General features: G+C 71.2%; 20 protein-coding genes. 10 read left to right on the top strand and 10 right to left on the bottom strand.

Translation table 11 applies throughout. The features are described from left to right. Positions 1–25: 25 nt before the first annotated feature. Complete coding sequence (locus NON19_RS18985; protein WP_255929638.1) at positions 26–994, bottom strand: 4-hydroxy-3-methylbut-2-enyl diphosphate reductase; 969 nt, start codon at positions 992–994, stop codon at positions 26–28. A gap of 136 nt (positions 995–1,130) precedes the next feature. Between NON19_RS18985 and NON19_RS18980 the strand changes: the two genes are divergently transcribed. From NON19_RS18980 to NON19_RS18965, 4 genes are all read left to right on the top strand, one after another. Next, positions 1,131–2,468: an APC family permease gene (locus NON19_RS18980; RefSeq protein WP_255929637.1), complete on the top strand. Its 1,338-nt coding sequence runs from the start codon at positions 1,131–1,133 to the stop codon at positions 2,466–2,468. A gap of 60 nt (positions 2,469–2,528) precedes the next feature. After that, positions 2,529–3,617 (top strand): redox-regulated ATPase YchF, encoded by a 1,089-nt coding sequence (gene ychF / locus NON19_RS18975; RefSeq protein WP_255929636.1) that lies wholly within the window; start codon positions 2,529–2,531, stop codon positions 3,615–3,617. A 430-nt stretch (positions 3,618–4,047) separates the two neighbouring features. Further along, the gene (locus NON19_RS18970) at positions 4,048–4,743 is read left to right on the top strand and encodes a restriction endonuclease (RefSeq protein WP_255929635.1); all 696 of its coding nucleotides are present in this window, start codon (positions 4,048–4,050) and stop codon (positions 4,741–4,743) included. Between the two features lie 206 nt (positions 4,744–4,949). Next, positions 4,950–5,162: a hypothetical protein gene (locus NON19_RS18965; protein ID WP_255929671.1), complete on the top strand. Its 213-nt coding sequence runs from the start codon at positions 4,950–4,952 to the stop codon at positions 5,160–5,162. A 31-nt stretch (positions 5,163–5,193) separates the two neighbouring features. Here NON19_RS18965 and NON19_RS18960 read toward each other — a convergent pair whose 3' ends face one another. The 9 genes from NON19_RS18960 to NON19_RS18920 all read right to left on the bottom strand — a co-directional run bounded on the left by NON19_RS18960 (position 5,194) and on the right by NON19_RS18920 (position 17,057). Beyond that, on the bottom strand, positions 5,194–5,562 hold the full coding sequence (locus tag NON19_RS18960) for a CU044_2847 family protein (RefSeq protein ID WP_255929634.1): 369 nt from the start codon (positions 5,560–5,562) through the stop codon (positions 5,194–5,196). A 17-nt stretch (positions 5,563–5,579) separates the two neighbouring features. Beyond that, complete coding sequence (locus NON19_RS18955) at positions 5,580–6,944, bottom strand: ABC transporter substrate-binding protein (protein ID WP_255929633.1); 1,365 nt, start codon at positions 6,942–6,944, stop codon at positions 5,580–5,582. Beyond that, positions 6,941–8,104 carry a GlnX family signal transduction membrane protein gene (locus NON19_RS18950; RefSeq protein ID WP_255929632.1) on the bottom strand — a complete coding sequence of 388 codons (1,164 nt, stop codon included), beginning with the start codon at positions 8,102–8,104 and terminating at the stop codon, positions 6,941–6,943. The genes NON19_RS18955 and NON19_RS18950 overlap by 4 nt, the downstream gene beginning before the upstream one ends. Then, positions 8,101–9,654: a vWA domain-containing protein gene (locus NON19_RS18945; RefSeq protein ID WP_255929631.1), complete on the bottom strand. Its 1,554-nt coding sequence runs from the start codon at positions 9,652–9,654 to the stop codon at positions 8,101–8,103. The genes NON19_RS18950 and NON19_RS18945 overlap by 4 nt, the downstream gene beginning before the upstream one ends. A 42-nt stretch (positions 9,655–9,696) precedes the next feature. Then, positions 9,697–11,763, bottom strand: a complete 2,067-nt coding sequence (locus tag NON19_RS18940; protein ID WP_255929629.1) for a serine/threonine-protein kinase — start codon at positions 11,761–11,763, stop codon at positions 9,697–9,699. Between the two features lie 239 nt (positions 11,764–12,002). After that, positions 12,003–13,820, bottom strand: a complete 1,818-nt coding sequence (locus tag NON19_RS18935) for a trypsin-like serine peptidase (RefSeq protein ID WP_255929627.1) — start codon at positions 13,818–13,820, stop codon at positions 12,003–12,005. A 155-nt stretch (positions 13,821–13,975) separates the two neighbouring features. Beyond that, complete coding sequence (locus NON19_RS18930; RefSeq protein WP_255929625.1) at positions 13,976–15,022, bottom strand: NAD(P)-binding domain-containing protein; 1,047 nt, start codon at positions 15,020–15,022, stop codon at positions 13,976–13,978. Positions 15,023–15,112: 90 nt separating this feature from the next. Beyond that, positions 15,113–15,331 (bottom strand): Lrp/AsnC ligand binding domain-containing protein, encoded by a 219-nt coding sequence (locus NON19_RS18925; RefSeq protein ID WP_255929623.1) that lies wholly within the window; start codon positions 15,329–15,331, stop codon positions 15,113–15,115. A 307-nt stretch (positions 15,332–15,638) separates the two neighbouring features. Continuing rightward, complete coding sequence (locus tag NON19_RS18920; protein ID WP_255929621.1) at positions 15,639–17,057, bottom strand: APC family permease; 1,419 nt, start codon at positions 17,055–17,057, stop codon at positions 15,639–15,641. Between the two features lie 397 nt (positions 17,058–17,454). Between NON19_RS18920 and NON19_RS18915 the strand changes: the two genes are divergently transcribed. The 6 genes from NON19_RS18915 (at position 17,455) to NON19_RS18890 (ending at position 24,111) form a co-directional block, all read left to right on the top strand. Continuing rightward, a complete protein-coding gene (locus NON19_RS18915) occupies positions 17,455–18,207 on the top strand; it encodes a GntR family transcriptional regulator (protein WP_255929619.1) in 753 nt (250 codons plus the stop codon). Positions 18,208–18,456: 249 nt separating this feature from the next. After that, positions 18,457–20,073 (top strand): APC family permease, encoded by a 1,617-nt coding sequence (locus tag NON19_RS18910; protein ID WP_255929617.1) that lies wholly within the window; start codon positions 18,457–18,459, stop codon positions 20,071–20,073. Between the two features lie 136 nt (positions 20,074–20,209). After that, complete coding sequence (locus NON19_RS18905) at positions 20,210–20,671, top strand: RpiB/LacA/LacB family sugar-phosphate isomerase (RefSeq protein WP_255929615.1); 462 nt, start codon at positions 20,210–20,212, stop codon at positions 20,669–20,671. Further along, positions 20,671–20,841, top strand: coding sequence for an SPOR domain-containing protein (locus NON19_RS18900; RefSeq protein ID WP_255929613.1), 171 nt, complete (start codon positions 20,671–20,673; stop codon positions 20,839–20,841). Before NON19_RS18905 ends, NON19_RS18900 begins: the two co-directional genes overlap by 1 nt. A 146-nt stretch (positions 20,842–20,987) precedes the next feature. Beyond that, on the top strand, positions 20,988–21,425 hold the full coding sequence (locus NON19_RS18895; RefSeq protein ID WP_255929612.1) for a (deoxy)nucleoside triphosphate pyrophosphohydrolase: 438 nt from the start codon (positions 20,988–20,990) through the stop codon (positions 21,423–21,425). Positions 21,426–21,564: 139 nt separating this feature from the next. Next, entirely contained in the window at positions 21,565–24,111 is a 2,547-nt protein-coding gene (locus NON19_RS18890; RefSeq protein WP_255929611.1) for a SpoIIE family protein phosphatase, read from the top strand. Positions 24,112–24,336: the final 225 nt, after the last annotated feature.

The raw sequence follows: 24,336 nt of genomic DNA, 5'->3' as shown, positions 1-24,336 counted from the left end.
CCATCCGGCACCCGCACGGGAGGCGTTACGCGCCTTCCGGATTCCTCAGGTTCCGCCGCAGCTCCTTGGGCAGCGAGAACTGGATGTGTTCCTCCGCCGAGGTCACCACCTCGACGTCCGCGTAGCCGCGCTCGGCCAGCCAGTCCAGCACGCCCTCGACCAGGATCTCCGGCACCGAGGCGCCCGAGGTGACGCCGACCGTCGACACGCCGTCCAGCCAGGCCTCGTCGATCTCGTCGGCGAAGTCCACCAGGTACGCGTCCTTGGCACCGGCCTGCAACGCCACCTCCACCAGCCGCTTGGAGTTGGAGGAGTTGCGCGAGCCGACGACGATCACCAGATCGGCGTCCGCACCGATCTGCTTCACCGCGACCTGGCGGTTCTGCGTCGCGTAGCAGATGTCGTCGCTCGGCGGGCTGACCAGTGCGGGGAAGCGCTCCTTGAGCCGGTCGACGGTCTCCATCGTCTCGTCCACCGACAGCGTGGTCTGCGACAGCCACACCAGCTTGTTCTCGTCGCGCACCTCGAGCCGGTCGACGTCCTGCGGCCCGTCCACCAGGTGGATCCGCTCCGGCGCCTCGCCCATGGTGCCGATGACCTCCTCGTGGCCCTCGTGGCCGATGAGAAGGATGTCGTAGTCCTCGCCCGCGAACCGCTGGGCCTCCTTGTGCACCTTGGTCACCAGGGGGCAGGTCGCGTCGATGGAGGCCAGGCGGCGCTCGGCGGCCTCCTCGTGCACCACCGGTGCGACGCCGTGCGCGGAGAAGATGACGATGGCGCCCTCGGGCACCTCCTCCGTCTCGTCGACGAAGATCGCGCCCTTCTTCTCCAGGGTCTGCACGACGTACTTGTTGTGCACGATCTGCTTGCGTACATAGATCGGCGCCCCGTACTGCTCAAGCGCCTTCTCGACGGTGATCACGGCCCGGTCCACACCTGCGCAGTAGCCGCGGGGAGCGGCGAGCAGTACCCGGCGGGAAGTCGTAGCAGTCATGCCTCCCATCGTAAGGGCGCCCGCCGACGCTCCCGGGGCGCGGCTGGGTACCCGGCGGGCACCAGCGGTGATGCAATCGGGACGTCGCCCGCCACCGCCTTCGACCGAGGGCGCCCACGGCCCCGAGGAGGCACCCATGGCCACCGCCAAGCTGCGCCGCACCCTGGGGCTGCGCGACCTGGTGGTCTACGGGCTGCTGTTCATCGCGCCGATGGCGCCGGTCGGGGTCTTCGGATCGCTGGACGCGCGGTCGCACGGCGCGGTCGCGCTGGTGTACGTGGTGGCCACGGTGGCGATGGCGTTCACCGCGTTCTCGTACGCGCTGATGGTGCGAGTGGTGCCGCAGGCGGGCTCGGTGTTCGCCTACGCGCGGGCCGGACTGGGGCCCGTGCCCGGGTTCGTCGCGGGCTGGATGGCGATGCTCGACTATCTGCTGATCCCGGCGGTCGCCTACCTGTTCTCCGGCATCGCGCTGCACGCGCTGGTCCCGGCCGTCTCTCCGTGGGTATTCACCACCGTCGCAGTGGTGCTCACCACCGCCCTGAACATGTGCGGGGTACGGGCGGCGGCGCTGGTCGGCTTCCTGGTGCTGGCCATGGAGATCGCAGTGCTGCTCGTCTTCGTCGGCGCGGCGGTGGTGGTACTGGTACGGCACGGCGCCAGCCGCGGCCTGGCCTCGCCGTTCACCGGGCAGGGCGGGTTCTCCGGCACCGCGGTGCTGGGCGCGGTGTCGGTGGCGGTGCTGTCGTACCTCGGGTTCGACGCGATCGCCGCGTTCGCGGAGGAGAGCAGCGGGGGATCGCGGCGGGTGGCGCGGGCGGTGCTGTGCTGCCTGGCGCTGGCCGGGGCGCTGTTCGTCGTCCAGACCTATCTGGCCGCGTTGCTGACCCAGCGCTCCGCCGCCGCGCTGGCCGCCGACCCGGCCGGGCAGGGCTCGGCGTTCTACGACGCGGTGGAGGCGGGGGTCGGCGACTGGCTGCACCAACTGGTCGCGGCGAGCAAGGCGATCGGCGCGGCGTTCGCGGCGCTCGCCGGGCAGGCGGCGGCCGGGCGGCTGCTGTTCGCCATGGCCAGGGAGCGGCGGCTGCCCGGTGCCCTGTCGAAGGTCGACCCGCGCAGCGGCGTGCCGCGCCGCGCGCTGCTGGCGGCGGCCGTGGTGACGCTCGCCGCGGCGGTGTGGGCGGCGCGCCGGGCGGACGGCCTGGACCGGCTGGTCTCGGTGGTGGCCATCGGCGCGTTGACCGCGTTCGCGCTGCTGCACCTGTCGGTGGTGGGCTGGTTCGCGGTCCGGCACCGGGACGCCGGGTTCAGCGCGGTCCGGCACGTGGCGGTGCCGGTGCTGGGGCTCGCGGTGACCGCCGCGGTGATCGCGGCGGCGGCGCGCACCGCGCAGTGGGCTGGGCTGGGCTGGTTGGGGCTGGGCCTGCTGGTCCTGGCGGCGCAACGCGGCGGGCGTACGATGCGGGCCGCTTAGACTGGGGGATCGGTCCCCGCCGGGACCGAACCATTCGTCCTCGCCCTGGGAAGTCGCCACGTGTCGCTCACGATCGGAATCGTCGGTCTGCCGAATGTCGGCAAGTCGACCCTGTTCAACGCCCTGACCAAGAACGACGTACTGGCGGCCAACTACCCGTTCGCCACGATCGACCCGCACGTCGGTGTGGTCGGCGTCCCGGACCCGCGGCTGGACAAGCTCGCGGAGATCTTCACCTCCGAGCGCAAGGTCCCGGCCACGGTCGAGTTCGTCGACATCGCGGGCCTGGTGCGCGGCGCCTCCAAGGGCGAGGGCCTGGGCAACAAGTTCCTGGCCAACATCCGTGAGTCCGACGCGATCTGCCAGGTCATCCGCGCGTTCAAGGACGAGAACGTCGTCCACGTCGACGGCAAGGTCTCGCCCAAGGACGACATCGAGACCATCAACACCGAGCTGATCCTCGCCGACCTGCAGACCATCGAGAAGGTCCTGCCGCGGCTGCAGAAGGAAGCCCGGCTGCAGAAGGACAAGGCCGCGGTGGTCGCCGCCGTCGAGGCCGCGCAGAAGATCCTGGAGGAGGGCCGCACCCTCTTCTCCGCGGGCATCCACAACGGCACCGAGCAGGCCGCGCTGCTGCGCGAGCTGTTCCTGCTCACCACCAAGCCGTTCCTGTACGTCTTCAACGTCGACGAGGACGAACTGGTCGACGAGGACTTCAAGAACGAGCAGCGCGCCCTGGTCGCCCCCGCCGAGGCGATCTTCCTCAACGCCAAGATCGAGTCCGAGCTGATCGAGCTGGACGACGACGAGGCGCTGGAGCTCCTGCAGAGCATGGGCCAGGACGAGCCCGGCCTGGCCACCCTCGCCCGCGTCGGCTTCGAGACCCTGGGCCTGCAGACCTACCTGACCGCGGGCCCCAAGGAGGCCCGAGCCTGGACCATCAAGAAGGGCGCCACCGCCCCCGAGGCCGCCGGAGTCATCCACACCGACTTCCAGAAGGGCTTCATCAAGGCTGAGATCATCTCCTTCGACGACCTCGTCGAATGCGGCTCAGTAACCGAAGCCCGCGCCAAGGGCAAGGCCCGCATGGAGGGCAAGGACTACGTGATGCAGGACGGGGACGTGGTGGAGTTCCGGTTCAACGTTTAGGTTCCGATTCGCTGTTCGCGTTGCCGCGGGCATCTTTCAGGCGCGCAGGTCATGCGGGGTCGGCCCTGGTTGGGTCGGCCCCGTTTGTAGTTAGTCGAGCAGGGGCGGAAGGTCCTGGTTGTCTGGGTCCAGGCACATCGAACCGCGGTTCACGCTGGCCGAAAACCCATCACTTCTGTTGATCAAATCTCCTCCCGTTGTCAGTACCGCGTGCTCTCATAACCTGCGCGGGGATCACCAAAGCCTTTGGACAAGGGGGGACTTGGTCTATGGCGTTACAGGTCAAGGCGTACGTTCGGGCCGCTGGCCCGGGCTTCGTGATGTTGGTCTATGCCGCCTCTGGGGGCGGCACGGAGGTCGAGGGCGGGGCGGAGGTTCCTTCTCCACCTGGTCCTGCGTCCAGCGTGCCGCTTCAGCTGGGTGTGGTCCGATGAGCCGCCGTCGCCCGGTGCGGCGGACCGTTCGGCGCCGACCGGTCCGCCGTTCCAAGAAGCAGGACGATCGGATTGCCCTGCTGGCGGCAGGGGCTGTAGCGATCGTCGTGCTGCTCACCGTCGTGCAGTGGCTGTTGGCGCACTGGTGGATCCTCCTGCTCGCTGGCGTGGTCGCGGCTGTTGCCGGTGGCGTTTGGCTGTGGCAGGCGCGGCAGCGGGCCGAGTGGGAACGGGTGCGTGCCAGTGCTCTGCGGCTGCGGATCGCGGAACTGGACGCCTTGGACCATCGTGCTTTCGAGTTCGCGATACGGGACTTGATGCGACGGGACGGCTGCCAGGCAGAGCAGCTCGGCGGCGCTGGCGACAACGCGTGCGATGTGCGTGCTGTCGATCCCGCGGGTCGTGTCTGGGCCATCCAGTGCAAGCACCGGCGGGACGGAGACCGCGGATCTGCCGTCGGCGTCGGTGTCCTGCAGCAGGTCAATGGCACCGCACGGCAGATCCACGGGGCGGATATCGCTGTCGTCCTCACCAACGGTCGCTTCAGCTCCAAGGCCATTCCTTGGGGGAAGGAGCACCGGATCCATCTCGTCGACCGGCGAAAGCTAGGCGAGTGGGCTGCCGGCTCCCGTCCCCTGTGGGATCTGCTGGATCGCATCCCGCCCCCGCGCCGTCCTACCGCGCTGTCCTGATTCGCAGGGGCTGCGGGTAGGCAGGGGCACCTGCCAGCCGGTGTCCGCCCGAAGGGGGGTGGGTGTGCTGCGCGTATGTACTCGCAAAACCAGCCACCAAACAAGCGCTCTGTCGCAATCACTGCTGACGGCACCGCCGCGGTGCCTGGTTCGAGCTCTGCGGGAAGCCGGGGAGCCCGAGTGCTGAGGGGAGGACGGGCCGGGTGATATTGACCATCAACGTGGCGATTCTGCTGGCCGTGATCATCGTCGTGCGGTTGCGTCGGCGCACACAAGCACGGAGCAGGTTCGATGAAAAGCTGACCGTGGTCATTGTCCTGGTCTTCGGCGTGCTGGTCGCTCCGACCAGTTTCGGGCACTGGATCCTCAACGCCGTGGGCCAACTCGCCCGGAGCGTCTCGCACGTCGGCGGCCCCTGACTCGGCTTCACGGGTCGACGCCGCCGACTCGCTACCGAGAGGTCGGTCCGCCCGGGTCCGCGGAAGCCGTTGACGGGACGGGCTTCGCCGAGGCGGGGGACCACTTGAGGGTGATGTTGAGGTGAACTCCCGTGCTCGCGGTGGCGATCAGCGCGCCCATAGTGCCGTCGAGTTTGACGCCGAACTCGATCTGCACCTCGTCTGGTCGGCGGGGCAGCCCGTGCAGGGAGTCGAGCATGTCGGAGGCGGCGCGGGTCACGGGTGCCAGCGCCTCTCGTAGCGTGGCGCCTGCGTGCGCCAGGCTGATGCGGCCGGCGGGTGAGGTGCCGACGCCCTCGTCCGGGCTCTCCACCACCACCGTTCCGCCGGAGTCCAGCGTGAACTCGATCCGCTCGGGCATGGGGTCTCCTTGGGCTGTCAGGTTCCGCAGGTGAAGGAGGGATGGTCGGTGCTGTAGGCACCGGCCCGTACCTGGTCCAACCGGTCGAGCAGCGCGGGTAGTTGGCCCGGGTTCTGCAGATAGGCGAGCACGGCCCGGTCGAAGGCGGCCGCCATGGTTTCCGGCATGCTGTCCGAGGCGTCGAAGCAGAGGGTGGCGTCCGGCGAGGTGAGCATCTGGTCGATGCGCGCGGCGACCCGGTCACCGGCGTAGGTGGACCGGAGTTGGCCGGTCACCTCACGGTCGGCGGAGAACGCCTGATCGGGCTGGTTCTCCGGCCAGATCCGCTGGGCCTCGGTGCTGGCCATGAAGGAGAGGAACCGGTCGGCGGCGGGGGAGTCGCGGAAGACCGTCAGCAGATCGCCCGCTACCTCGTAACTCGGCTTCGCCGCAGCGTTGTTGGGCGGAAACGGGAAGAAGTCGTAGTCGCGCCCCGGCCGGTAGCGCGGAGTGCCGTTGCTGTTCGGCACCAGCGCGCCGTGCGCCAGCGAGCAGCCACCCGCACGGTTGAAGAGGGGCAGGTCCCCCTGGCTGTAGGGGGTCAGCAGCGCGCCGGAGGCACCGCCGTAGACCTTCGCGGGATCGCCCGCCAGGCGGCCCCAGGTCTGCCAGGCGGACAGCACCGGCTGCGAGTTCCAGGCGAGTTGGCCGTTCACCCACTGGGCGTAGACCCGCGGGCCGGACTGGTGCAGCAGGATGTCCTCGATCCAGTCGGTGCCCGGCCAGCCGGAGTTGGGCGGGTCGGCCAGCGCCAGGCACCATGGCGTCCCGCGCTGCCGGGAGAGCGTGCCGTCCAGGTCGGCCAGTTGCGACGAGGTGCCGGGGGCCGGTTGCCCGAGTCGCCGCGGGTCGTACCAGAGCAGGCTCTTGACGTTGGCTTTGACGACGACGGCGTAGGGGTGCTGGGTACCGGCCTCGATCAGCGTGTACCACTGCGGGCCGAATCGCTGCCGCAGCTCGGCGGGGAGGGAGCGGGCGATGGAGTTGTCGGCCAGGCCGTCGAGTGGGGTGAGCGAGTTCTGCCGGGCGTAGTGGCTCAGTGTTCCCGGGGTGGGGAGCACGGCCAGATCGGGCGGGTCGCCGCGCTGGAGTTCGGTCTGCAGGACCTGGTCCAGGGCGCGGGTGGGGGTGGGCCGGACGGTGATGTGGTAGTCGTGCTGGAACCGGCCCAGCACCTGCTGGAAGGCACTGAGCTCGGATTGGTCCTCCCACGGCACCAGCATGGTGAGGGTGGGCCCGGTGGTGGACGTGCCGTTTCCGCAGGCCGCGGTGGCGGCGAGCAGCAGCAGGGCCAGCAGGAGCCGGACGGCGGTACCGGTTGTGCGGGCGTGTGGCGTCCTCATGGCCGCCCCTCGAAGCGGTATTCGTCGATACGCGGACGCAGTCCGGTCCCGGCGAGCACGGCGGCCGCGGCCGCGAGCCCCGGGATGAGCACCAGCCGGGCCGTTCCACCGCCCGCTGCCGCCCGGATATCGCTGCGGAAGTGCGCCTGGCTGACGTCCTGACGTTTGCGCAGGGCGACGATCTGCGCCTGGAGTTGCTGGGGGTCGGGGGCTGTCAGGGGCCGCATGGCGGTGCCGCAGTGGCCCGTGCCGGGACAGAACCGGGTCACCAGCGCGGAGAGGTCGGCCTCGGCAGCCCTCCCGGTCAGTGTGGCCTGCTGTCCGGCCAGTGCGACGGAGGTCTGGAAGTCACGGTGCGCCGGGGAGAGCGCCTGGTCCAACGCCCGCTGCGAGATGCCGCAGAGCAGTCCGGCGGCCAGGACGCACAGCGCGGCCGCGGCCAGCCGGATGCTCAGCAGCCGCCGGAACCGGCGCCGCACCAGCAGTTGGGTGGCTGCGAAGAAGCCGAGGAGGAGGACCAGCGGCAGCAGCCAGAGCAGCGCGGCGGGCCGGTGCAGCCAGTGCCAGTGCAGCCAGGACAGGGAGTCGGGGGCCAGCACGGGTGCCTGCTCCTCACTCGCCAGCGTCCGCAGGTCCTGCTCGGCCTGGTCGAACACGACCGTGGCGTACCACAGGTCGGGGACGGCCATCCCCGCCTGGAGGCTTTGCTGGCCGTCCGCCGCTGCCTGCTCGACCTGGGCGTTGTAGGTGACGACCAGGCCCTCGACGGTCCGGATGCGGTCGTCGCCAGCGGGGCCCGCGACGTTGTCCCCGGCCAGGTCCGCCAGGTCCTGGTTGACCGCCGCGATGTCGTTCTGGTAGTCGCCGCCCGGCCCGCCGAGCGCCACGGTTCGGGTGCGCACCGCATGGACGGCCGCCTGCTGGGCGCTGACCAGCGCCCCGTAGGCGGCGCTGGTCTGCAACGCGGCCGGGCCGGAGCGCTGACCGATCCGGACGATCTCGTCGTGTCCGGCGGCGAACACCAGCGAGCCCAGCGCGCCGACCAGGACGCAGCCCACGATCAGGACGACCCGCAGGCGCCTGAGGGTACGGGCGGTGTTGGACGGCGCGGCGGCCTCGGTGCTGGGGTCGGCGGCGGCGACCGGTGCCGTGGCGGTCATCGGACGGGGCCCGGCTCTGGCGTGGCGAACTCGTGCCCGCAGTCGGGGTTCTCGCAGAACCGGGCACCGGCCACGGCGACCCGGCCGCACCGCGGGCACGTCGCCCCCGGTCCGGCGGGCCGCGCGTCGGCCGGTGCTGGAGCGCCGGGCGGGCGCGCCGCCGAACGGTACGTACTCGTGCTGGTGGACTGGCCCATGAACAGCGCCAGCACCTCCTTGCGGCCGATGCCGGAACGGAGCCGAGGCGTGCCTGGCGATGCTCCGGACGGATCGGCCGAGTCGTCCATGACCAGCACCTTGTCCAGCCGCCGCAGCGCGTCCTCGTTCCGCAGCTCCCGAGCCAGCGTCAGGGCGAGCGTCCAGGAGCGCAGCGCCTCGTCGTAGGACTCCCGCAGCCAGGCCGCGCCGCCGTCCCGGCGCAGTTCGCGCAGTTCCTTCTCCTTGCGGTGGCGCTCCTGGCCGGTGTCGAGCTGGGTGGCCGGTGGCGCGAGGTCGATCCAGCGGACGTCGACGGGCCGCGGTGGGACGAGCGAGACGGCGCGGTCGGTTCCGATGGCGCCGGTGACCAGCTCGATCGAGGCCAGCCGGTCGAGTTGGGAGGTGGCGGTGCGGGACGGTTCCTCCCGGGCGTCGTCGAGGGTGGCGACATAGTGCCGGGTCTCGTTGCGCCACGGGCCGGTGCCGTAGTCGACAGCCGGGGTGCCGGGGACGGGGCAGGGGTGGGTGCCCAGGTCGGTGAGGTTCGGCATGGTCTCCTCAAGGGCTGAGACGCGGACGCCGGGAACGCACCGGACGCGCAGCGCGACTTCGCGCACACCGCGGCTCATCGCGTTGCGGACCAGCCCGCGGAAGACCTCCGGGAGGTCATCGAGGTCCGGCACGGCGTCCGAGGTGCCCTGTAACTCCTCGGAGATCTGCGTCAGTTCGTCCGGGTCCCAGTCGTCGCCGATGCCCAGCGCGTCGCAGGTGAAGACCGGGCGGCAGTCCGCGAGCACCTTCGCCAGGGTCCGCGGCGCCTGGTCCTGGTGCTGGTTGCGGCCGTCGGTGAGCAGCAGCACATGGCGGATCAGGTCGGCGTCCGGGTCGTTGAGAAGCTGCGATGCCTTGTCCAGCCAGTTGCCGATGATGGTGCCCTGGTTGCCCGGGACGATGCCGCGCACGGCGTGCTTCGCCTCGGCGCGGGTTTCCGGGTTCGCCGGAGCCAGAAAGGACTCCCGGGGGTAGACCATCCGGGCCTGGTGGGTGCCGCCGACGATGGCGAAGCGGGTGCCGTCGCGCAGCGTGTCGAGGGCGGCGCAGCACGCGTCCTTGGCGCGCTGGAGCTTGGTGGGCGGGTAGTTCATGGAGCCCGAGTGGTCCAGCAGCATTACCTGGGCCAACCGGGGGCCGTGCGGGGGGAGTTCGGTCGGCGGATCGATGCCGCGGGCAGGGTCGGAGCCGACGTCGAGACCACTCGCCCGTACCGTGAGATACAGGGATACCTGGCGCCGACGCAGGTACTGGTAAGGATCATGACTAACCGTCAGGTCGAACGCCGGTCTACCGGTCATGCGCTGTCTCCCCGTGGTCTTAAGTGTCCTACCGCGGCGCCCTCACCGGAGGGTGGTCGGGCGGGCCGCGTTCGCCAGGTCGATGAGCACTGTGTGTCGTGCCTGGTCCGGCGCCCAGTGGGCCAGGCGGCGGTAGCACTCCTCCAGCAGCAACCGGGCCTTGCGCACCGTCGTGGCGGCCGAGCCTTCGGCAGGGTCCAGCGCACGCGCCAGCTCGGCCTCGCGGATGAGGGTGCGCAGCCGCCGGGTGTCCAGTTCGTCCAGCCCGAGCAGCGGCAACCGCCGTTCCGCCTCGGCGAGTTCGGCGGCGCCGGGCAGGGAGGCGGTGGGCGAGCCAGGGTTGCCGAGGCGGCCGGTGAGCAGCCGCAGCGCGGCGATCCGGGCGGCGCGGTGGTGCGGGGAGGTCTCCGGGATGTCGGTGAGGGCCTCGACCGCGCCAGCCCGGTCCATCCGTCGGGCCAACGTCCTGGCCCGGCCGAACACGGCGCTCTCGTACCAGGTGTCGGTCGCCCAAACCGACTGGTACTGCTCGGCTGCCGCGGCGAGTTCCGCACTGCCCTGTGCCTGGTACTCGGCGCACAGCGCCAGGGCCAGCCGCGGGGCGAGTTCGCCGGGCACCTGGGCGCGGCAGGACGCGAACTGCTCCCGCGCGTCGTTGAACCGCTCGTCGGCCAGTGCCAGCAGGCCCTGATGCCAGTGGGTCCGCCAGTCGCGCTGCTGCCGGTGCGCCGCTCGGTTGAGTGCCGCGTGCGCCGCGGTGGTGTCGCCGAGCCGTAACTGGAGTCGGCAGCTGAGCAGTTCGACCTCGGTGGTGGGCTGCTGGTAGGAGGCGAGCTGGCTGAGGGCCAGTCGGGGATCGTCGTGCACCGAGGTGGCCAGGAAGCCCGCGGCGGGGTCCCGGGGGTCGGGGAGCGGCTGCGGCAGTGCGGCCGCCGCTGTCAGGGGCGGCGGCGGTTCGACCGTCAACGCGCGGCAGCTGCCTTCCTCGGCGGAGGTTCGCGCCGCCGGGGTGGTCCACCAGCCGAGCGGTGGCAGCGCGCCGAGGCCGTTGTCGATCAACGCGGTGGAGCGGTGGAAGAGGCGGGACGGGACCGGGTACGCCTTCCCGCTCCGCCGCGATGCCAACTCGCGTAGGACACCGCTGAGTTGATCGGCCATATCGGCGGCGGAGGGGAAACGCAGCGCTGGGTCGTGTGCGGTGGCCCGCGCGATCAGCTGGCGGAGGGAGTCGAACTCCGGCTCCTCGGCACCGCGGCGGGCGGTGGCCCGGAACAGGTCGTCCAGCGTGCGGCCGACCGTGTAGAGGTCGGTGGCCACGTTCGGGCCGGTGACGGCAAGTTCGGGCGCGGCGTAGTCGTCCGAGAAGGCGCCCGTCCCGGGTGCGCCGATCTCCTGTACTCCGCCCAGGTCGATCACCTTCACCTCGCGCCGGTAGACCATCAGGTTGGTCGGCTTGAGGTCGCAGAAGAGATAGCCGCTGCCGTGCAGATGGTCGAAGACCCGCAGCACGCGCAGCAGGTAGCCGATCACGTGCTGGACCTCGATCTCGCCCAGGACCTCGGCGCTGGTCAGTGGGTGGCCGGGCACGTACTCCATCACCAGATAGCCCTGGTGCGCCGGACTCCTGCGGCGTTCGGGCCCGTCGTCGGGGGTGTGCAGGACGAAGTCGCGGATGTCCACGATGTCGTCGTGCCGCAGGTCGATGAGGAACCGCTTCTCGCGGTGTACCTCCTCCACGGCCGCCGGGTCGTCGGCGTCGATCAGCCCCTTGAGCGCAACCGGACGGTTCTCCAACCGCTCGTCGTAGGCGAGGTACACCCAGCCGAATCCACCGTGACCGAGGACGCCCTGCACCCGGTAGCGGTCGGCCAGCAACTCGTTCCGGCGCAACCGCGGTACGAAGGAGTAGTACGTCCCGTCGTACGGGCAGCGGCCCTCGACCAGGCTGGGCTGGCCGCCAAGGCCGACGCCGACCGGCTCCCGGCAGTGCGGGCAAAGCCGCCTGTCCTCGGGCACGCGCGGTGCGGCGAGCAGCGCCTCGGCCGGTGCGGGAGCGGCGATCGAGGGCAGCTCCACCAGGGCCAGTCCCCACCAGGGGGCGTCGTCCACGGGCCGGGTGGGCGCCTTCGCCGGTGCTGCGGCGGCGGGCCGGGGCGCCTGCGCGCGCAGGGGGGTCGACGCGTACCCCTCATCCGGCCCGGTGCCCTGCGAACCGGGCCGCTCCTGAGGCGGCGGGCCTGGATCCGTATCGGGGCCTGGATCCGTATCGGCCAGTGGCGGCATGAGGCAGCTGCGGCAGTAACCCGCCGCGTCGAGGTCCCCACGGCATCCGGGACGATCGCAGTGGTTCACCACACACCTCCGCGAGCGCCCCCGTGCGCCCGGTTGCCCGCGTCGGTACGGCCGTTGGCGTCGCTGTCGGCAGGGCTGTCGAGCCGATGGCGTACCGCCGCGTGGTAGTCGGCGACCCGGCGTTCGGCCTCGTCGAGGTCGCACAGCCCGTGGTAGAGAAGGCCGCGCGCGGCCTCGTAGGAGTCGCCGAGGTCTTCGACCAGCCCGTGCGCGGCGGCCTCGGCGCGATAGGCGTCGAGCCGGGCGCGGAGTCGGTCGCGGTGAGCGAGCAGGCCGGTCAGCTCCCGGCTCCGGTCCTGGGCGCGGGCCAGCGCCTTGTTCGCGGCGGCTGTGCAGGCGGCGAGTTCACCGGCCAGCCAGGCGCGGACGGCGGGTTCGGCGAGCGCCGCGTTCTGCTCCGGGACGCCGCCGATCTCCTTGAGCAGCCCGATCCGCACCCTGAGAGCCGCGGCGGCCGCCACCCGCTGCTCCGGGACCGTGCTGATCCGCGGCGCCACGTGCTGATACACCGTCAGCGCATCCCGTTCCGCGGCCGCCACCTCGCGGACGGCGGCGACCAACCGGTCCAGCGACCCCACGCGCTCGGCCGCGCCGGGAAGCTCGCCGTCGCCGTGCCGCGCGTGCAGGCCCGCGAGGTCGGCCGCGACCGCTCCGCGCGGATACGCCACCGAACCGCGGTCGCCGCCGCCGAGTTCGCGGTAACCCAGCAGCAGCCGGACGCCTATCTCCGGCGCCCGGACCGCTACCGGCCGCAGGACGCGTTGGTACAGGTCGTACGGATCGGCCGCCGCGTCAACGGAGTTGACCACCACGACCACCGGCGACCCCAGCTCTTCCAACTGGTCGACGAGGCGCACCCCCGTGTCGGTGGGCAGGCTCAGACTGGTCGCCACCTCCTGCGCTATCTCCGCTGTCGGCTTGCCGGTTGCGTCAACGGCCGCGTCCACCCCGCCCACCGGCGGGAGCGTCCCGGCTGGCGCGTCCGCCACCGGCGCCAGTGCCGAGGCCGCCGCCCGGTACGCCGGGACGGTCAGCCCGACGAGCCGGGAGACCACCCGCACGGCTCCGGGCCCGCCGACCGCGCAGACCCCGCCCGGCCCGTCCGAGCCCAGCCAGGCGACCAGCTGTTGGGTGAGCGCCAGCCGCACCGGGTGGTCCAGGGTCTGGTGGTCCTCCGGGGCGGGGTGGCTGAAGCGCTCGTCGCGGGACGGGCGGCGCACCAGATAGTCGTCGATCACGCTGCTGGCGTAGGCCTGCAGGGCGCGCGCGGAGATCATCCAACTGCTCTCCGCCTGCGGACCGCGCACCTCGGCGATCACTCCGAGGATCTCCCCTGAGTCGGCCAGTGCCGCGGCACCGCTGAACCCCTGGTGGACGCGCGGCTCCCGCACCGCGTCCAGCTGGATCCGCTCGTGGCTGAAGTCATAGGAGCGGAGCACGGCGTCGACCCGCTGCCCGTTGTCGGTACGCGCGGGAAAGCCGAAGACCCGCACCCGCTCGCCGTCCTGCCAGGTGCGCCGGATCCGCGCCCGCGGTGCCCCGGCCACCGGCCGGTCCAGCCGCAGTACCGCCACATCCCCGCGGTGCTCGGGCAGCGGCGGCTGCCAGCAGCACGGCACGACGGTGGCCCGGTACGGATCCTGGGCCCGTCCGGCGACGCGCACCCACACATCGCCACCCGCGTTCCCCCGTGCCTGCTCAACCACGTGCGCGCAGGTGAGAACGTATGCCTCGTCGAGAAGCGTCCCTGCACCGTGCACCCGCCGACCGTCATCCTCGATCCGGACGAGCCACGGATCCTCGTGCCCCCCCATGCCACAAACAGTACGCGTGTGGTTACTGCGTGACTATGCATCAGAAGGGTTTTGCTTCTGACCAATGCCAGCAGCCGCGGCACCGTACCCATCGCCCCGCCATGCGACCGGCGCGACCACCTCGCCGTTCGATCGACGTGACCGACTCGCCCGCGTCAACTACCGATAAGGACGGGTTCGGATGCGCCCAGCAGTCTCACGATCTCGTTGACCGCCGCGCGGCCCGCCCGGTTCGCGCCGATGGTGCTGGCCGACGGGCCGTAGCCGACCAGGTGGACGCGCGGGTCGGCGGCGGCCCGGGTGCCGTCCATCCGGATCCCGCCGCCCGGGCCGCGCAGGCCCAGCGGGGCCAGATGGGTGAGCTCCGCGCGGAAGCCGGTCGCCCAGATGATCGCGTCCACCGGCAGCTCCTCCTCGCCCCAGACCACCCCGTGCTTGGTGAGCCGGTCGAACATCGGACGGCGGTTCAGTGCCCCCAGCTCCTCGGCACGCCTGTACGCCACGCTCGGGCCCAGACCCGTCACGCTCACCACACTGCGCACCGGCAGACCCTGCCGCACCCGCTCCTCCACCTTGGCCACCACGGACCGGCCGTACTCCGGGGTGAACGGACCAGCGTGGTACACCGGCGGCGTCCGGGTCACCCACACCGTCTGCGCCACCTCGGCCACCTCCGACAGCACCTGGATCGCCGAGGCACCCCCGCCGACCACCACGACACGCTGACCGGCGAACTCCTGGGGACCCCGGTAGTCGGCGTAGTGCAACTGGCGTCCGGCGAAGTGCCCGGGATAGTGGGGGAGGAAGGGGCGGGTCCAGGTGCCGGTCGCGTTGATCAGCGCACGCGCGGTCCAGTCGCCCTGATCGGTCTCGACCCGCAGTCGGCCGTCCTCCAGCGAGCGCACCGCCCGCACGCGGACGGGCCGGACCACCGGCAGGGCGTGCCTCGCCTCGTACGCGGCGAAATAGCCCGGCACCACGTCGCGGGCCGCGGCGGCGGGGTCGGGCGTCGGCAGCTCGAAGTCGGGCAGGTCGTGGAAGCCGTGCACGGTCGCCATCCGCAGTGACGGCGAGCGGTGCGCCCAGGCTCCGCCAGGCGCCGGGTCGGCGTCCAGCACCACGAAGCCGTCGTACGGCGCGAAGCCGCGCCGTCGCAGGTGGTAGGCGGCGGACAAGCCAGCCTGCCCGGCGCCTATCACCACGACATCGACGTCACGATTGGTTGCGCCATAAACAGTCACGCCGGTGCAACATGGACCGGTCCCGGCCTGTTCCCCAGCCCCGGCCGCCCCCTACACCTCCGGGAACCGGGTCGGATCCAGCTCCACCTCGCGCAGGATCAGGCGGCTGCGCGGCTCCCTGACGCCGTGGTCCTCCTTCAACCGCTGCACCACCGCCTCCAGTTCGGACGGGTCCGCGCACACCACCCGCAGTTGGTAGTCGTACTCACCGGTCGTGTGTGCCGCCGCCGCGATCCGCGGCAGGGCGGACAGGCTGGCCGGACGGCTCACGGAACGCGGCGGCGCCGGGAGACGGCGGTGTGCCGCCCGGCAGTGCCGCACCGTCTAGCCCAGGGCCCGCGGTGCGCGGCCAACGGGCCCCGCTCACCGGGCAGTTGTGCGCCCGGCTCCACCACGTGGGCGGCGACTGGGGCTTACGGCGCCGGTGGTGCGCGGTGCGGGCCGACCGGGCGACGCCGTTGTGGTCGTTCGCCGCCCACCGGGACATTCCGTCCGCCCCGACGGGGGGCAACGACGCCGGAGCCCGGTGGTGCGAAGTGGTCCGCACCCCGGGCTCCCGTCGTGTGGGCGTTGCCGCTCAGGACGCCAACTCGTCCTCGGGGATGGTGATCACCCAGTGCGTGTCCCGGCGCGGCCTGAGGTAGAACACCCAGTACAGGGCTGCGACCGCGGTGACGCCACCGGTGATCAGCAGGTCGCGCGCGGCCTGCTGGGCCAGCACCCACACCAGTACCACCAGCAGCAGCGCAGGAACCACCGGCCACAGCGGCATCCGCCACACACCCTCGCGCTCCTTGTGCGCGCCGCGCCGGGACGCGAGGGCGGCCAGCGCCACGAAGGCGTACAGCGCGGCGACCGCCACACCCGTGACGCCGTTGAGCGTCGCCACCGGGACGAAGCACAGCACCGCCCCCGGCACGCCGACCGCCAGCGTGGCGATCCACGGTGAGCCGAACCGCTTGCTCAGCGCGGCCAGGCCCCTGCCGATCGGCGCGGGCCAGGCGTTGTCGCGCGCCGAGGCGAACAGCACCCGGGAGTTCTGGATCACCATCACGATCGCCGCGTTGACGATCGCCAGCGCGATGCACAGGCTGATGAAGGTGCCGACGCCGGAGTCGCTCCACTTCTGCACCATGCCCGCGATGTCGCCACCGGCCAGCGTGTTCAGGTCGGGCGCGCCCAGGGTGATGGCGACCACCGGGACCAGCACCACGGCCGCGCCGATCGCCAGCGTCCACAGCACCGTCCGGGACACGGTGCGGCGCGGGTTCTCCATCTCCTCGGACAGGTACACCGCCGTTGAGAACCCCTGGAGGATGAACAGGGCCGCCGCCAGTCCCGCGACGATCAGCCCGCTGGTCACCGGTGCGCTCGCGCCGTGCTCCCCGGCCATCACCGGGTGGACCAGCACGGAGGCGGAGCGATGGGTGTGGCTGAAGCCGAGGAAGGCCACCACGGCGGACGCCACCACCTCAAGTACCAGGAAGATCCCGGTGATCCAGGCGTTGGCCCGCAGGTCGAGCAGGCCCATCACGGTGGCCAGCAGCATCACGGCCGCGCCCATCACCTTGGCGTCGACATGGATCACGGGGGCCAGGTAGTCGGCGGTGCCCAGCGCGATGATCGGCGGGACGATCATGACCACGATCAGCGCCTGGATGAACACCAGCCAGCCGGAGAACCGGCCGGTGAGCGTGCCGACCATGGCGTACTCGCCACCCGCGCTGGGGATCAGGGTGCCCAACTCCGAGTAGCAGAAGGCCACCGCGATACACAGCACCGTGGCGATCACCAGGGTCAGCGCGGTGCCGGTGCCCAGTGTGGCGAACGAGCCCGGGACGATGACGAACAGGGACGAGGCCGGGGTGAGGCAGGAGAGGGTGAGCAGGGTGCCGCCGACCACCCCGATCGAGCGGGTCAGTTTCCGGGTTTCTGTCGGCTCGGCCGGACAGGCGGCGTCGGGGAGTTCGGCGGCGGTGCGCAGGATTTCGGTCATACGGCGTCCCATCGGGCTCGGTGGGGCTCTGCTTGGGAGCGTTATCGCCTCCGTTATGGCTGGCTCATCGGTGGGGGGTCGCTCCCGGGGACGTCATGAGACAACTGGCGTGATTGAAGCGTCAACCCCCGTCTTACAACGAAATCCGTTGTCGTGGAGATCGTATTCGACTGATCTGAAAGCCGATTAGCGGTTTCGGTCGCGTAAACAGCGTGGATGACGGGAGGCGTGGCGCCTTGCGGCGGCGCTGCGGATAGCGCGGCGCGACCGGCGCGGCGGTCGAAATTAGTTCCCGCCAGCGTAAGGGAATCCAGAGGTGATGCCTTGGCCTTGACTTGCGGTTGGACACGGTACGTTGTCAAGCTGTTGCAGCCGGTCAACCTCTGTGGAGGGTCACGTGCCATTTGGTGAGCAGCCCGCGTACCTCCGGGTCGCCGACGACCTGCGGAACAAGATCCTCGACGGCATCCTCCCCCCGCACACCCGGTTGCCCTCACAGGCCCGTATCCGCCGGGACTACGGAGTCTCCGACACGGTCGCCCTGGAGGCCCGCAAGGTCCTGATGGCCGAGGGCTTCGTCGAGGGCCGCTCCGGCTCCGGTACGTACGTCCGTGAGCGGCCGGAGCCGCGGCCCATCGCCCGCTCCGGCTACCGGCCGTCGTACGGCCCGACGCCGTTCCGTCAGGAGCAGGCCGACGAGGGCTGTAAGGGGACCTGGGAGTCGGTGAGCACCCAGGAGAGCGCCAGCCCGGCGATCGCCGCCCGGCTGCGCATCCAGCCGGACGACCGGGTGATGTGCACCCGCTACCTGTTCCGCACCGAGGGCGAGCCGATGATGCTCTCCACCTCCTGGGAGCCGCTGGCCGTCACCGGACGCACCCCGGTGATGCTGCCCGAGGAGGGGCCGCTGGGCGGACGCGGTGTGGTGGACCGGATGGCCGCCATCGACATCGTGGTGGACAACGTGGCCGAGGAGGTCTCCGCACGCCCCGGCCTGGCCGCGGAGACCGCGGAACTGGGCGGTGTGCCGGGCCACGCCGTGCTGGTCGTCTCGCGCACCTTCTACGCCTCGGACCGGCCGGTGGAGACCGCCGATCTGGTCATCCCGGCCGACCGCTTCAAGGTGACGTACCGCCTTCCGGTCCGCTGACCCCCGCCTTTGCGTGGGTGATACCGCTTCCTGACCGTGCGTGATCGATTCCCAGCCCATCGTCCGGGGCAACCCCCCTGAGCTGCAACGTCGCCCGCGGAGCGGCCCGTTCGGGCGGCTCGGCGATCACGATACGTGGCTGTTGCAAAGATCACACAAAGCCGTCCGGGGGAACCGTAACCGCCCTCCCGCCTTTAAGCTGCCGGAGTTTGTGCAAGGCCACGGGGAGAAGAAAGGGGAACCACCGTTTTGTCTGGTTCCAACTACCGCCGTTCCCTCGGCACGGTATCGCTGACGGCCGTCGGCCTCGGATCGATCATCGGCTCGGGCTGGCTGTTCGGTGCCGCCAAGGCAAGCCATCTGGCTGGGCCCGCGGCGATCTTCGCCTGGGTGATCGGTGCCGTGGTCGCGCTGACCATCGCCCTCACCTACTCCGAGCTGGGCTCCATGTTCCCCAAGGCCGGAGGCATGGTCCGCTACGGCCAGTACTCGCACGGCTCGCTCGCCGGGTACCTGGCGGCGTGGGCGAACTGGATCGCCATCGTCTCGGTCATCCCGGGTGAGGCGACCGCCTCGGTCACCTACATGAGCTCGTGGAAGTGGTCCTGGGCGAAGGGTCTCTACAACGGCACCGAGCTGACCGGCTCCGGTGTCGCGCTGGCCAGCGTGCTGCTGCTGGTCTACTTCGCGCTCAACTGGTGGGCGATCACGCTGTTCGCCAAGACCAACACGGCGATCACGGTCTTCAAGATCGTGGTGCCGACGCTGACCGCGGCCACCTTGATGCTGTCGCACTTCGACACGCACAACCTCAGCCGCGCCGGGGGCTTCGCGCCGCACGGCTGGAACGCGGTCTTCAACGCGGTCGCCGTCTCCGGCATCGTCTGGGCGTACAACGGCTTCCAGTCGCCGCTGAACATGGCCGCCGAGGCGCGCAACCCCAAGAAGTCGCTGCCGCGCGCGGTGATAAGCTCGATCCTGATCGCGCTGGTGATCTACGTGGCGCTGCAGATCGCCTTCCTGATGGCGGTGCCCGCGCACGACCTGGCCGGTGGCGGCTGGTCCGCGCTGAACTTCAAGTCCCCGCTGGCCGACCTGGCCATCGCCTGGGGCATCAACTGGCTGGCCATCCTGCTCTACGCCGACGCCTTCATCTCCCCGTCCGGCACCGGCATGATCTACGCGGCCACCACCTCCCGCATGATCCACGGCGTCCAGGAGAACGGCCACCTGCCGGGCGTCTTCGGCAAGGTCGACCCCAAGACCGGTGTGCCGCGTCCGGCGCTGCTGCTGAACCTGGTGGTGGCGTTCGCCTTCCTCGCGGTGTTCCGCGGCTGGGGCTCGCTGGCCGAGATCGTCTCGGTGGCCACCGTGATCTCGTACATCACCGGCCCGGTCGCCGTGATGTCGCTGCGCCGTCTGGCGCCGGACATGCCGCGTCCGGTGCAGCTGAAGTCGATGCCGGTGATCGCGCCGATCGCGATGGTCTTCGGTTCGCTGGTGCTGTACTGGGCGAAGTGGCCGCTGACCGGCAAGGTCATCCTGCTGATGGCGGCCGGTCTGCCGATCTGGGCCTTCTACGAGCTGCGCAAGCCGATGTCGCAGCTGAAGCCGCACCTGAAGGCGGGCGTCTGGATGGTCGCCTACCTGTTCGTGATGGCCTTCGTGTCGTACGTCGGCAACAAGGACTACGGCGGCCAGGGCTATCTGCCCGAGGGCTGGGACCTGCTGATCGTCGCCCTGATCGGCCTGGCCTTCTACTTCTGGGGTGTGCGCAGCGCCTGGCACAACCCGTCGCTGGAGGCGGTGCGCGAGGAGCTCAAGGCGGCCCAGGAGGACGCCGAGCGCGTCTCGGCCTCCGTCTGATCCCGGCACCCGCCGCAAGGACCCCCGCGCACCGCGTGGGGGTCCTTGTCGTTTCCTGCTTCAACGACTGGCGATTTCATGCCCGTTCGCGTACGGACGGGTTCATAGGGTCACCGTTCGGCGTAGGCTGTGGCATATGCGGATCGCCGTTTCCTCGGACATGGATGAGCCGGTCGCCAGGGTCCTCGTCTATGAGCTGCGCCGACGCGGGCACGAGGTGTCCGCCTACGGCGCGCTGCGCAGTGAAGACCGGGAGGGCGCGGGGCGTCCCGACTGGGCGTGGTCGGCGGCGGCCGCGGCCCGCGAGGTCGCGGAGGGCCGGGCGGATCAGGCGGTGGTCTGCTGCTGGACCGGTACCGGCGCGTCGATAGCCGCCAACAAGGTGCCGGGGGTGCGCGCCGCGCTGTGCACGGACGCGTACACCGCCAACGGCGCCCGGCAGTGGAACGACGCCAACGTCCTTGCCGTCGGACTGCGGCTGACCTCCGAACCACTGCTCAAGGAGATCCTCGACGCGTGGTTCGCAGGTCAGCCGAGCGCGGACAAGGCGGACCTCGCCAACATCGACCACGTACGGGAAATCGACGGAGCCGCCTGATGGGCGAGCTGCAGTGGGCCGTCATACGCCAGGACGACAACGGCAACCGCTACCGCGTCGCCAGTTGCGAGACCCGCGAGGAGGCCGAGACGGTCGCGGGCCGCTTCGACGGACGCGGCACGGGGTGCCGCTACCTCGTCGAAAGAATCGATCACCCACGAGCATCCTGAACGCTCCCCCGCTCCTGCTGCGCCTGCGGCGGTCGCCGTGGACTCCCCCCGAAGCATCCACCTGCCCGGGGCCTGGGGGCTTGCCCCCAGAAAAAATTCTTCTCCCGGCGGCGGTGCGCGGAGCGCGCCGCCGTAGAGTGCGGCGCATGAGCGTATCGGTACGAGTGGTGGTCGGCGCAGCCCTCCTGCACCAGGGCAGGCTGCTGGCCGCGCGGCGCAGTGCGCCACCGGAGCTGGCCGGGCGCTGGGAGCTGCCCGGCGGCAAGGTGGAGCCGGGCGAGACCGCCGAGCAGGCGCTGGTGCGCGAGCTGCGCGAGGAACTGGGGGTCGAGGCCGAGCCGCTGGAGCGGATCCCCGGCCAGTGGCCGCTGCGGGCCGATCTGGTGCTGTGGGTGTGGACCGCCCGGCTCGCCGAGGGCTCCGCCCAGCCGCATCCGCTGCAGGACCATGACGCCCTGCGTTGGCTGTCGCCCGCCGAGATGGCCGACGTGGACTGGCTCGACCAGGACCGCCCGGCGGTCGCCGAGGTGGCCCGCAGGCTCACGGAAGGTCGGGCGGCGCGTAGCGCCTCGTTTGGCGCGTAGGCTCGCCGACTGTGGGACTCCTTCGGGGACTCCGCCGGACTGAACGGAGTAACGCGCCGGGCCGCCCGCCGTGTACTCCATTGATCATGGGGTACGGGCCACTTAGACGATATGTCCGACCTGGTGGGAGGTGTGCCGGATGAGCACCCCATCCGCCGCGCAGAACCCCCCACACAGCGAAGCCCACCACCGGCCGCACGGCCTGCAACCGGCCGCCACCCAGCCCGCCGCCTCGGGCGGGCTGCTGGACACCCTGCGGGTGGGCGTCATCATGCTGGACACCCGCGGCCGGGTCGTGCTGTGGTCCCCGCTGGCCGAGGAGATGCTGGGCTGGGCGGGCGAGCACATCGTCGGCCGCCGGATCGACAACATCATCGGCGACTGGTCCACCGCACACGCGGTGCGCGCCGAACGCCTCGGCCGGATCCCCAGCCCCGGCCCCGCGGAGCAGGTGCTGGCCGAGTTGCTGCGCGCCGGACGCTGGGGCGGCGTGCTGCCGCTACGGCACCGCGACGGCCACACCGTGCAGGCCGAGGTGCGGGCCTCACTGCTGGTGGACGGGGACGGCAAGCCGTACGTCCTGGTCGCGCTCGCCGAGACCCAGCTACTGCGCGGCCTGGAGCACGATCTGGCCATCGTCGACGCGGTGTTCGACACCTCCGCGCTGGGCATCGCGATCTTCGACACAGACCTGCGCTTCGTCCGGGTCAACGAGGCCCTGGCCCAGATGAACGGGCGCCCCGCCGAAGACCACATAGGCCGCACCGTCGACGAGATCCTGCCCGGCAAGACCGGCGAGAACCTGACGCTGGTCCAGCGCGAGGTGCTGGCCACCGGACGCACCGTCGTCGACCTGCTCAACAAGGGACCGGGCGGCGAGGGCCTGCGCTCCGCGTCGTACGCCAGGATTGTGGACCGGGCCGGGCGGGTGCTGGGCATCTCCTGCATCGTCATGGACGTCACCGAGCGCCACATCGCGGTCGCCAAGGCCGAACGGGCCCGCGTCCGGCTGACCCTGCTCAACGAGGTGGGCGCGGTCCTGTCCGACCTGCTCGACGTGGACCGCATCGCCCGGCTGCTGCCCGACATCCTGGTGCCGGAGTTCGCCGACTACGCGGGCGTGCTGCTGGTCCGCGACGTCCCCCGGGGCGCCGACCTGCCGCGCCGCCCGCACCCCGCGCACACCCCGCTGGTGCTGGCCGGGTTCACCACCGGACCGGGCACCGAGGCGGTCGCCGCCCAACTGCGCGTCGGCGCCAGCCTCAGCTTCCCCGCGGGCTCACCGCTGTCCGAGGTGCTGGCCGGCGGTCCGGCCTGGTACGCCGAAACCAGTGCGGACCTGCACGCCGCGACCGACACCGTGCACGGCCTCGACCCGCGCATCAAGGCCGCCCTGGAACTGGGCGTCGGCTCGATGCTCGTCGTCCCGCTGCGCGCCCGCGGCATCGTGCTGGGCCTGCTGGTCATCGGACGGTCCGTGCAGCGCGAACCGTTCGACCCGGACGACCTGGCACTCGCCACCGAACTCGCCGACCGCGCGGGCGCCGCCCTCGACAACGCCCGGCTGTACGCGCGGGAGCGGGAGGGCGCCCTGATGCTGCAACGCAGCCTGCTGCCGCAGCACGTACCGGAGTTGCCGGGCGTGGAGGTCGCCTACCGCTACGTACCCGGCAGTACCGGCGCGGAGGCGGGCGGCGACTGGTTCGACGTGGTGCCGCTGGCGGGAGGCCGGGTCGCCTTCGTGGTCGGCGACGCGATGGGGCACGGGCTGCAGGCCGCCGCCACCATGGGACGGCTGCGCACCGCCATGCGGACGCTGGCCGCGCTCGACATGAGCCCGGACGAACTGCTGCGCCGGATCAACGACTTGTCCGACGACTTCGCCCAGTTCCCCGACGAACCGATGATGGCCACCTGCGTCTACGCCGTCTACGACCCGTCGACCCGGGTCTGCTCCATCGCCAAGGCGGGCCATCTGCCACCCCTGTTGATCGATCCGGGCGAGCGCGGCCCGGAGGGCGTGCACCGGCTCGACATGCCCACCGGCACACCGATCGGCGTCGATGACGCGGAGTTCGAGACCACCGAACTGCGGGTGCCGGACGGCTCGGTGCTGGTGCTCTACACCGACGGTCTGATCGAGCGGCGCGGTGAGGACATCAGCCACGGCATCGACCGGCTCAGGACCGTACTCGCCCGCCCGCACCGGTCGTTGGACGACGCGTGCGACGACATGGTCGCCAACCTGGTCGCGGAACTCGAACCCGACGACGTGGCCGTGCTGATGGCCCGGCTCGGCGGGCTCCCGGAGGGCAGCGCGGCGTCCTGGACCTTCCCCGCTGAGCCCAGCGCCGTACGGCGGGCGCGCGCGCACGTGCGTGAGACGCTGGCCGCCTGGGGTTTGAACGCGTTGACCGACGTGACCGTACTCCTGGTCAGTGAACTGGTCACCAACTCCCTGCGGTACGCGCACGGACCCATCGGCGTCCGCATGGTCCGCGGCCCCTCGCTGCTGGTCGAGGTCTCCGACCCGCTGCCCGATCCGCCGCGCGCCCGTACCGCCGACCACGAGGACGAGGGCGGCCGCGGACTGCAACTCGTCGCCCGGGCGTCCCGCCGGTGGGGCACCCGGCAGGGACCGCTGGGCAAGACGGTGTGGTTCGAACTGGTGCTGCCGGGTAGCTGACCTCGGGAAAGTTGCCTCGTTGAAGCCGAAATGATGCTGTGATCGACAAGACCGTGTGCCCGGTGCCGCCGGTGCTCAATACTTCAGTGGTGCCCAATACCCTGAACACTGGGCAGCGGCCGGTCCGGGAGTACTGAATAACTGGAGGGGTCTTGCGCTGCATACGTTCCGGCGGATCCTGCTCCGCCGCTTCGCACGGAGAAGGCCAGCACCCCTCGGGGGCCG

The sequence above is a fragment of the Streptantibioticus rubrisoli genome (genome assembly GCF_024436055.1).
GTDB classification, from domain to species: Bacteria; Actinomycetota; Actinomycetes; order Streptomycetales; family Streptomycetaceae; genus Streptantibioticus_A; species Streptantibioticus_A rubrisoli.
Note: the sequence above shows the minus strand (reverse complement) of the source record. Positions and strands in the feature narration are given on the sequence as shown.

Bases quoted from the DNA above. Each gene is read 5' to 3' on its own strand.
- NON19_RS18985 (WP_255929638.1), bottom strand. From the start codon at position 994: ATGACTGCTACGACTTCCCGCCGGGTACTGCTCGCCGCTCCCCGCGGC.
- NON19_RS18970 (WP_255929635.1), top strand. From the start codon at position 4,048: ATGAGCCGCCGTCGCCCGGTGCGGCGGACCGTTCGGCGCCGACCGGTC.
- NON19_RS18935 (WP_255929627.1), bottom strand. From the start codon at position 13,820: ATGGGGGGGCACGAGGATCCGTGGCTCGTCCGGATCGAGGATGACGGT.
- NON19_RS18895 (WP_255929612.1), top strand. From the start codon at position 20,988: ATGAGCGTATCGGTACGAGTGGTGGTCGGCGCAGCCCTCCTGCACCAG.
- NON19_RS18960 (WP_255929634.1), bottom strand. From the start codon at position 5,562: ATGCCCGAGCGGATCGAGTTCACGCTGGACTCCGGCGGAACGGTGGTG.
- NON19_RS18890 (WP_255929611.1), top strand. From the start codon at position 21,565: ATGAGCACCCCATCCGCCGCGCAGAACCCCCCACACAGCGAAGCCCAC.
- NON19_RS18905 (WP_255929615.1), top strand. From the start codon at position 20,210: ATGCGGATCGCCGTTTCCTCGGACATGGATGAGCCGGTCGCCAGGGTC.
- NON19_RS18950 (WP_255929632.1), bottom strand. From the start codon at position 8,104: ATGACCGCCACGGCACCGGTCGCCGCCGCCGACCCCAGCACCGAGGCC.
- NON19_RS18945 (WP_255929631.1), bottom strand. From the start codon at position 9,654: ATGACCGGTAGACCGGCGTTCGACCTGACGGTTAGTCATGATCCTTAC.
- NON19_RS18920 (WP_255929621.1), bottom strand. From the start codon at position 17,057: ATGACCGAAATCCTGCGCACCGCCGCCGAACTCCCCGACGCCGCCTGT.
- NON19_RS18980 (WP_255929637.1), top strand. From the start codon at position 1,131: ATGGCCACCGCCAAGCTGCGCCGCACCCTGGGGCTGCGCGACCTGGTG.
- NON19_RS18900 (WP_255929613.1), top strand. From the start codon at position 20,671: ATGGGCGAGCTGCAGTGGGCCGTCATACGCCAGGACGACAACGGCAAC.
- NON19_RS18955 (WP_255929633.1), bottom strand. From the start codon at position 6,944: ATGAGGACGCCACACGCCCGCACAACCGGTACCGCCGTCCGGCTCCTG.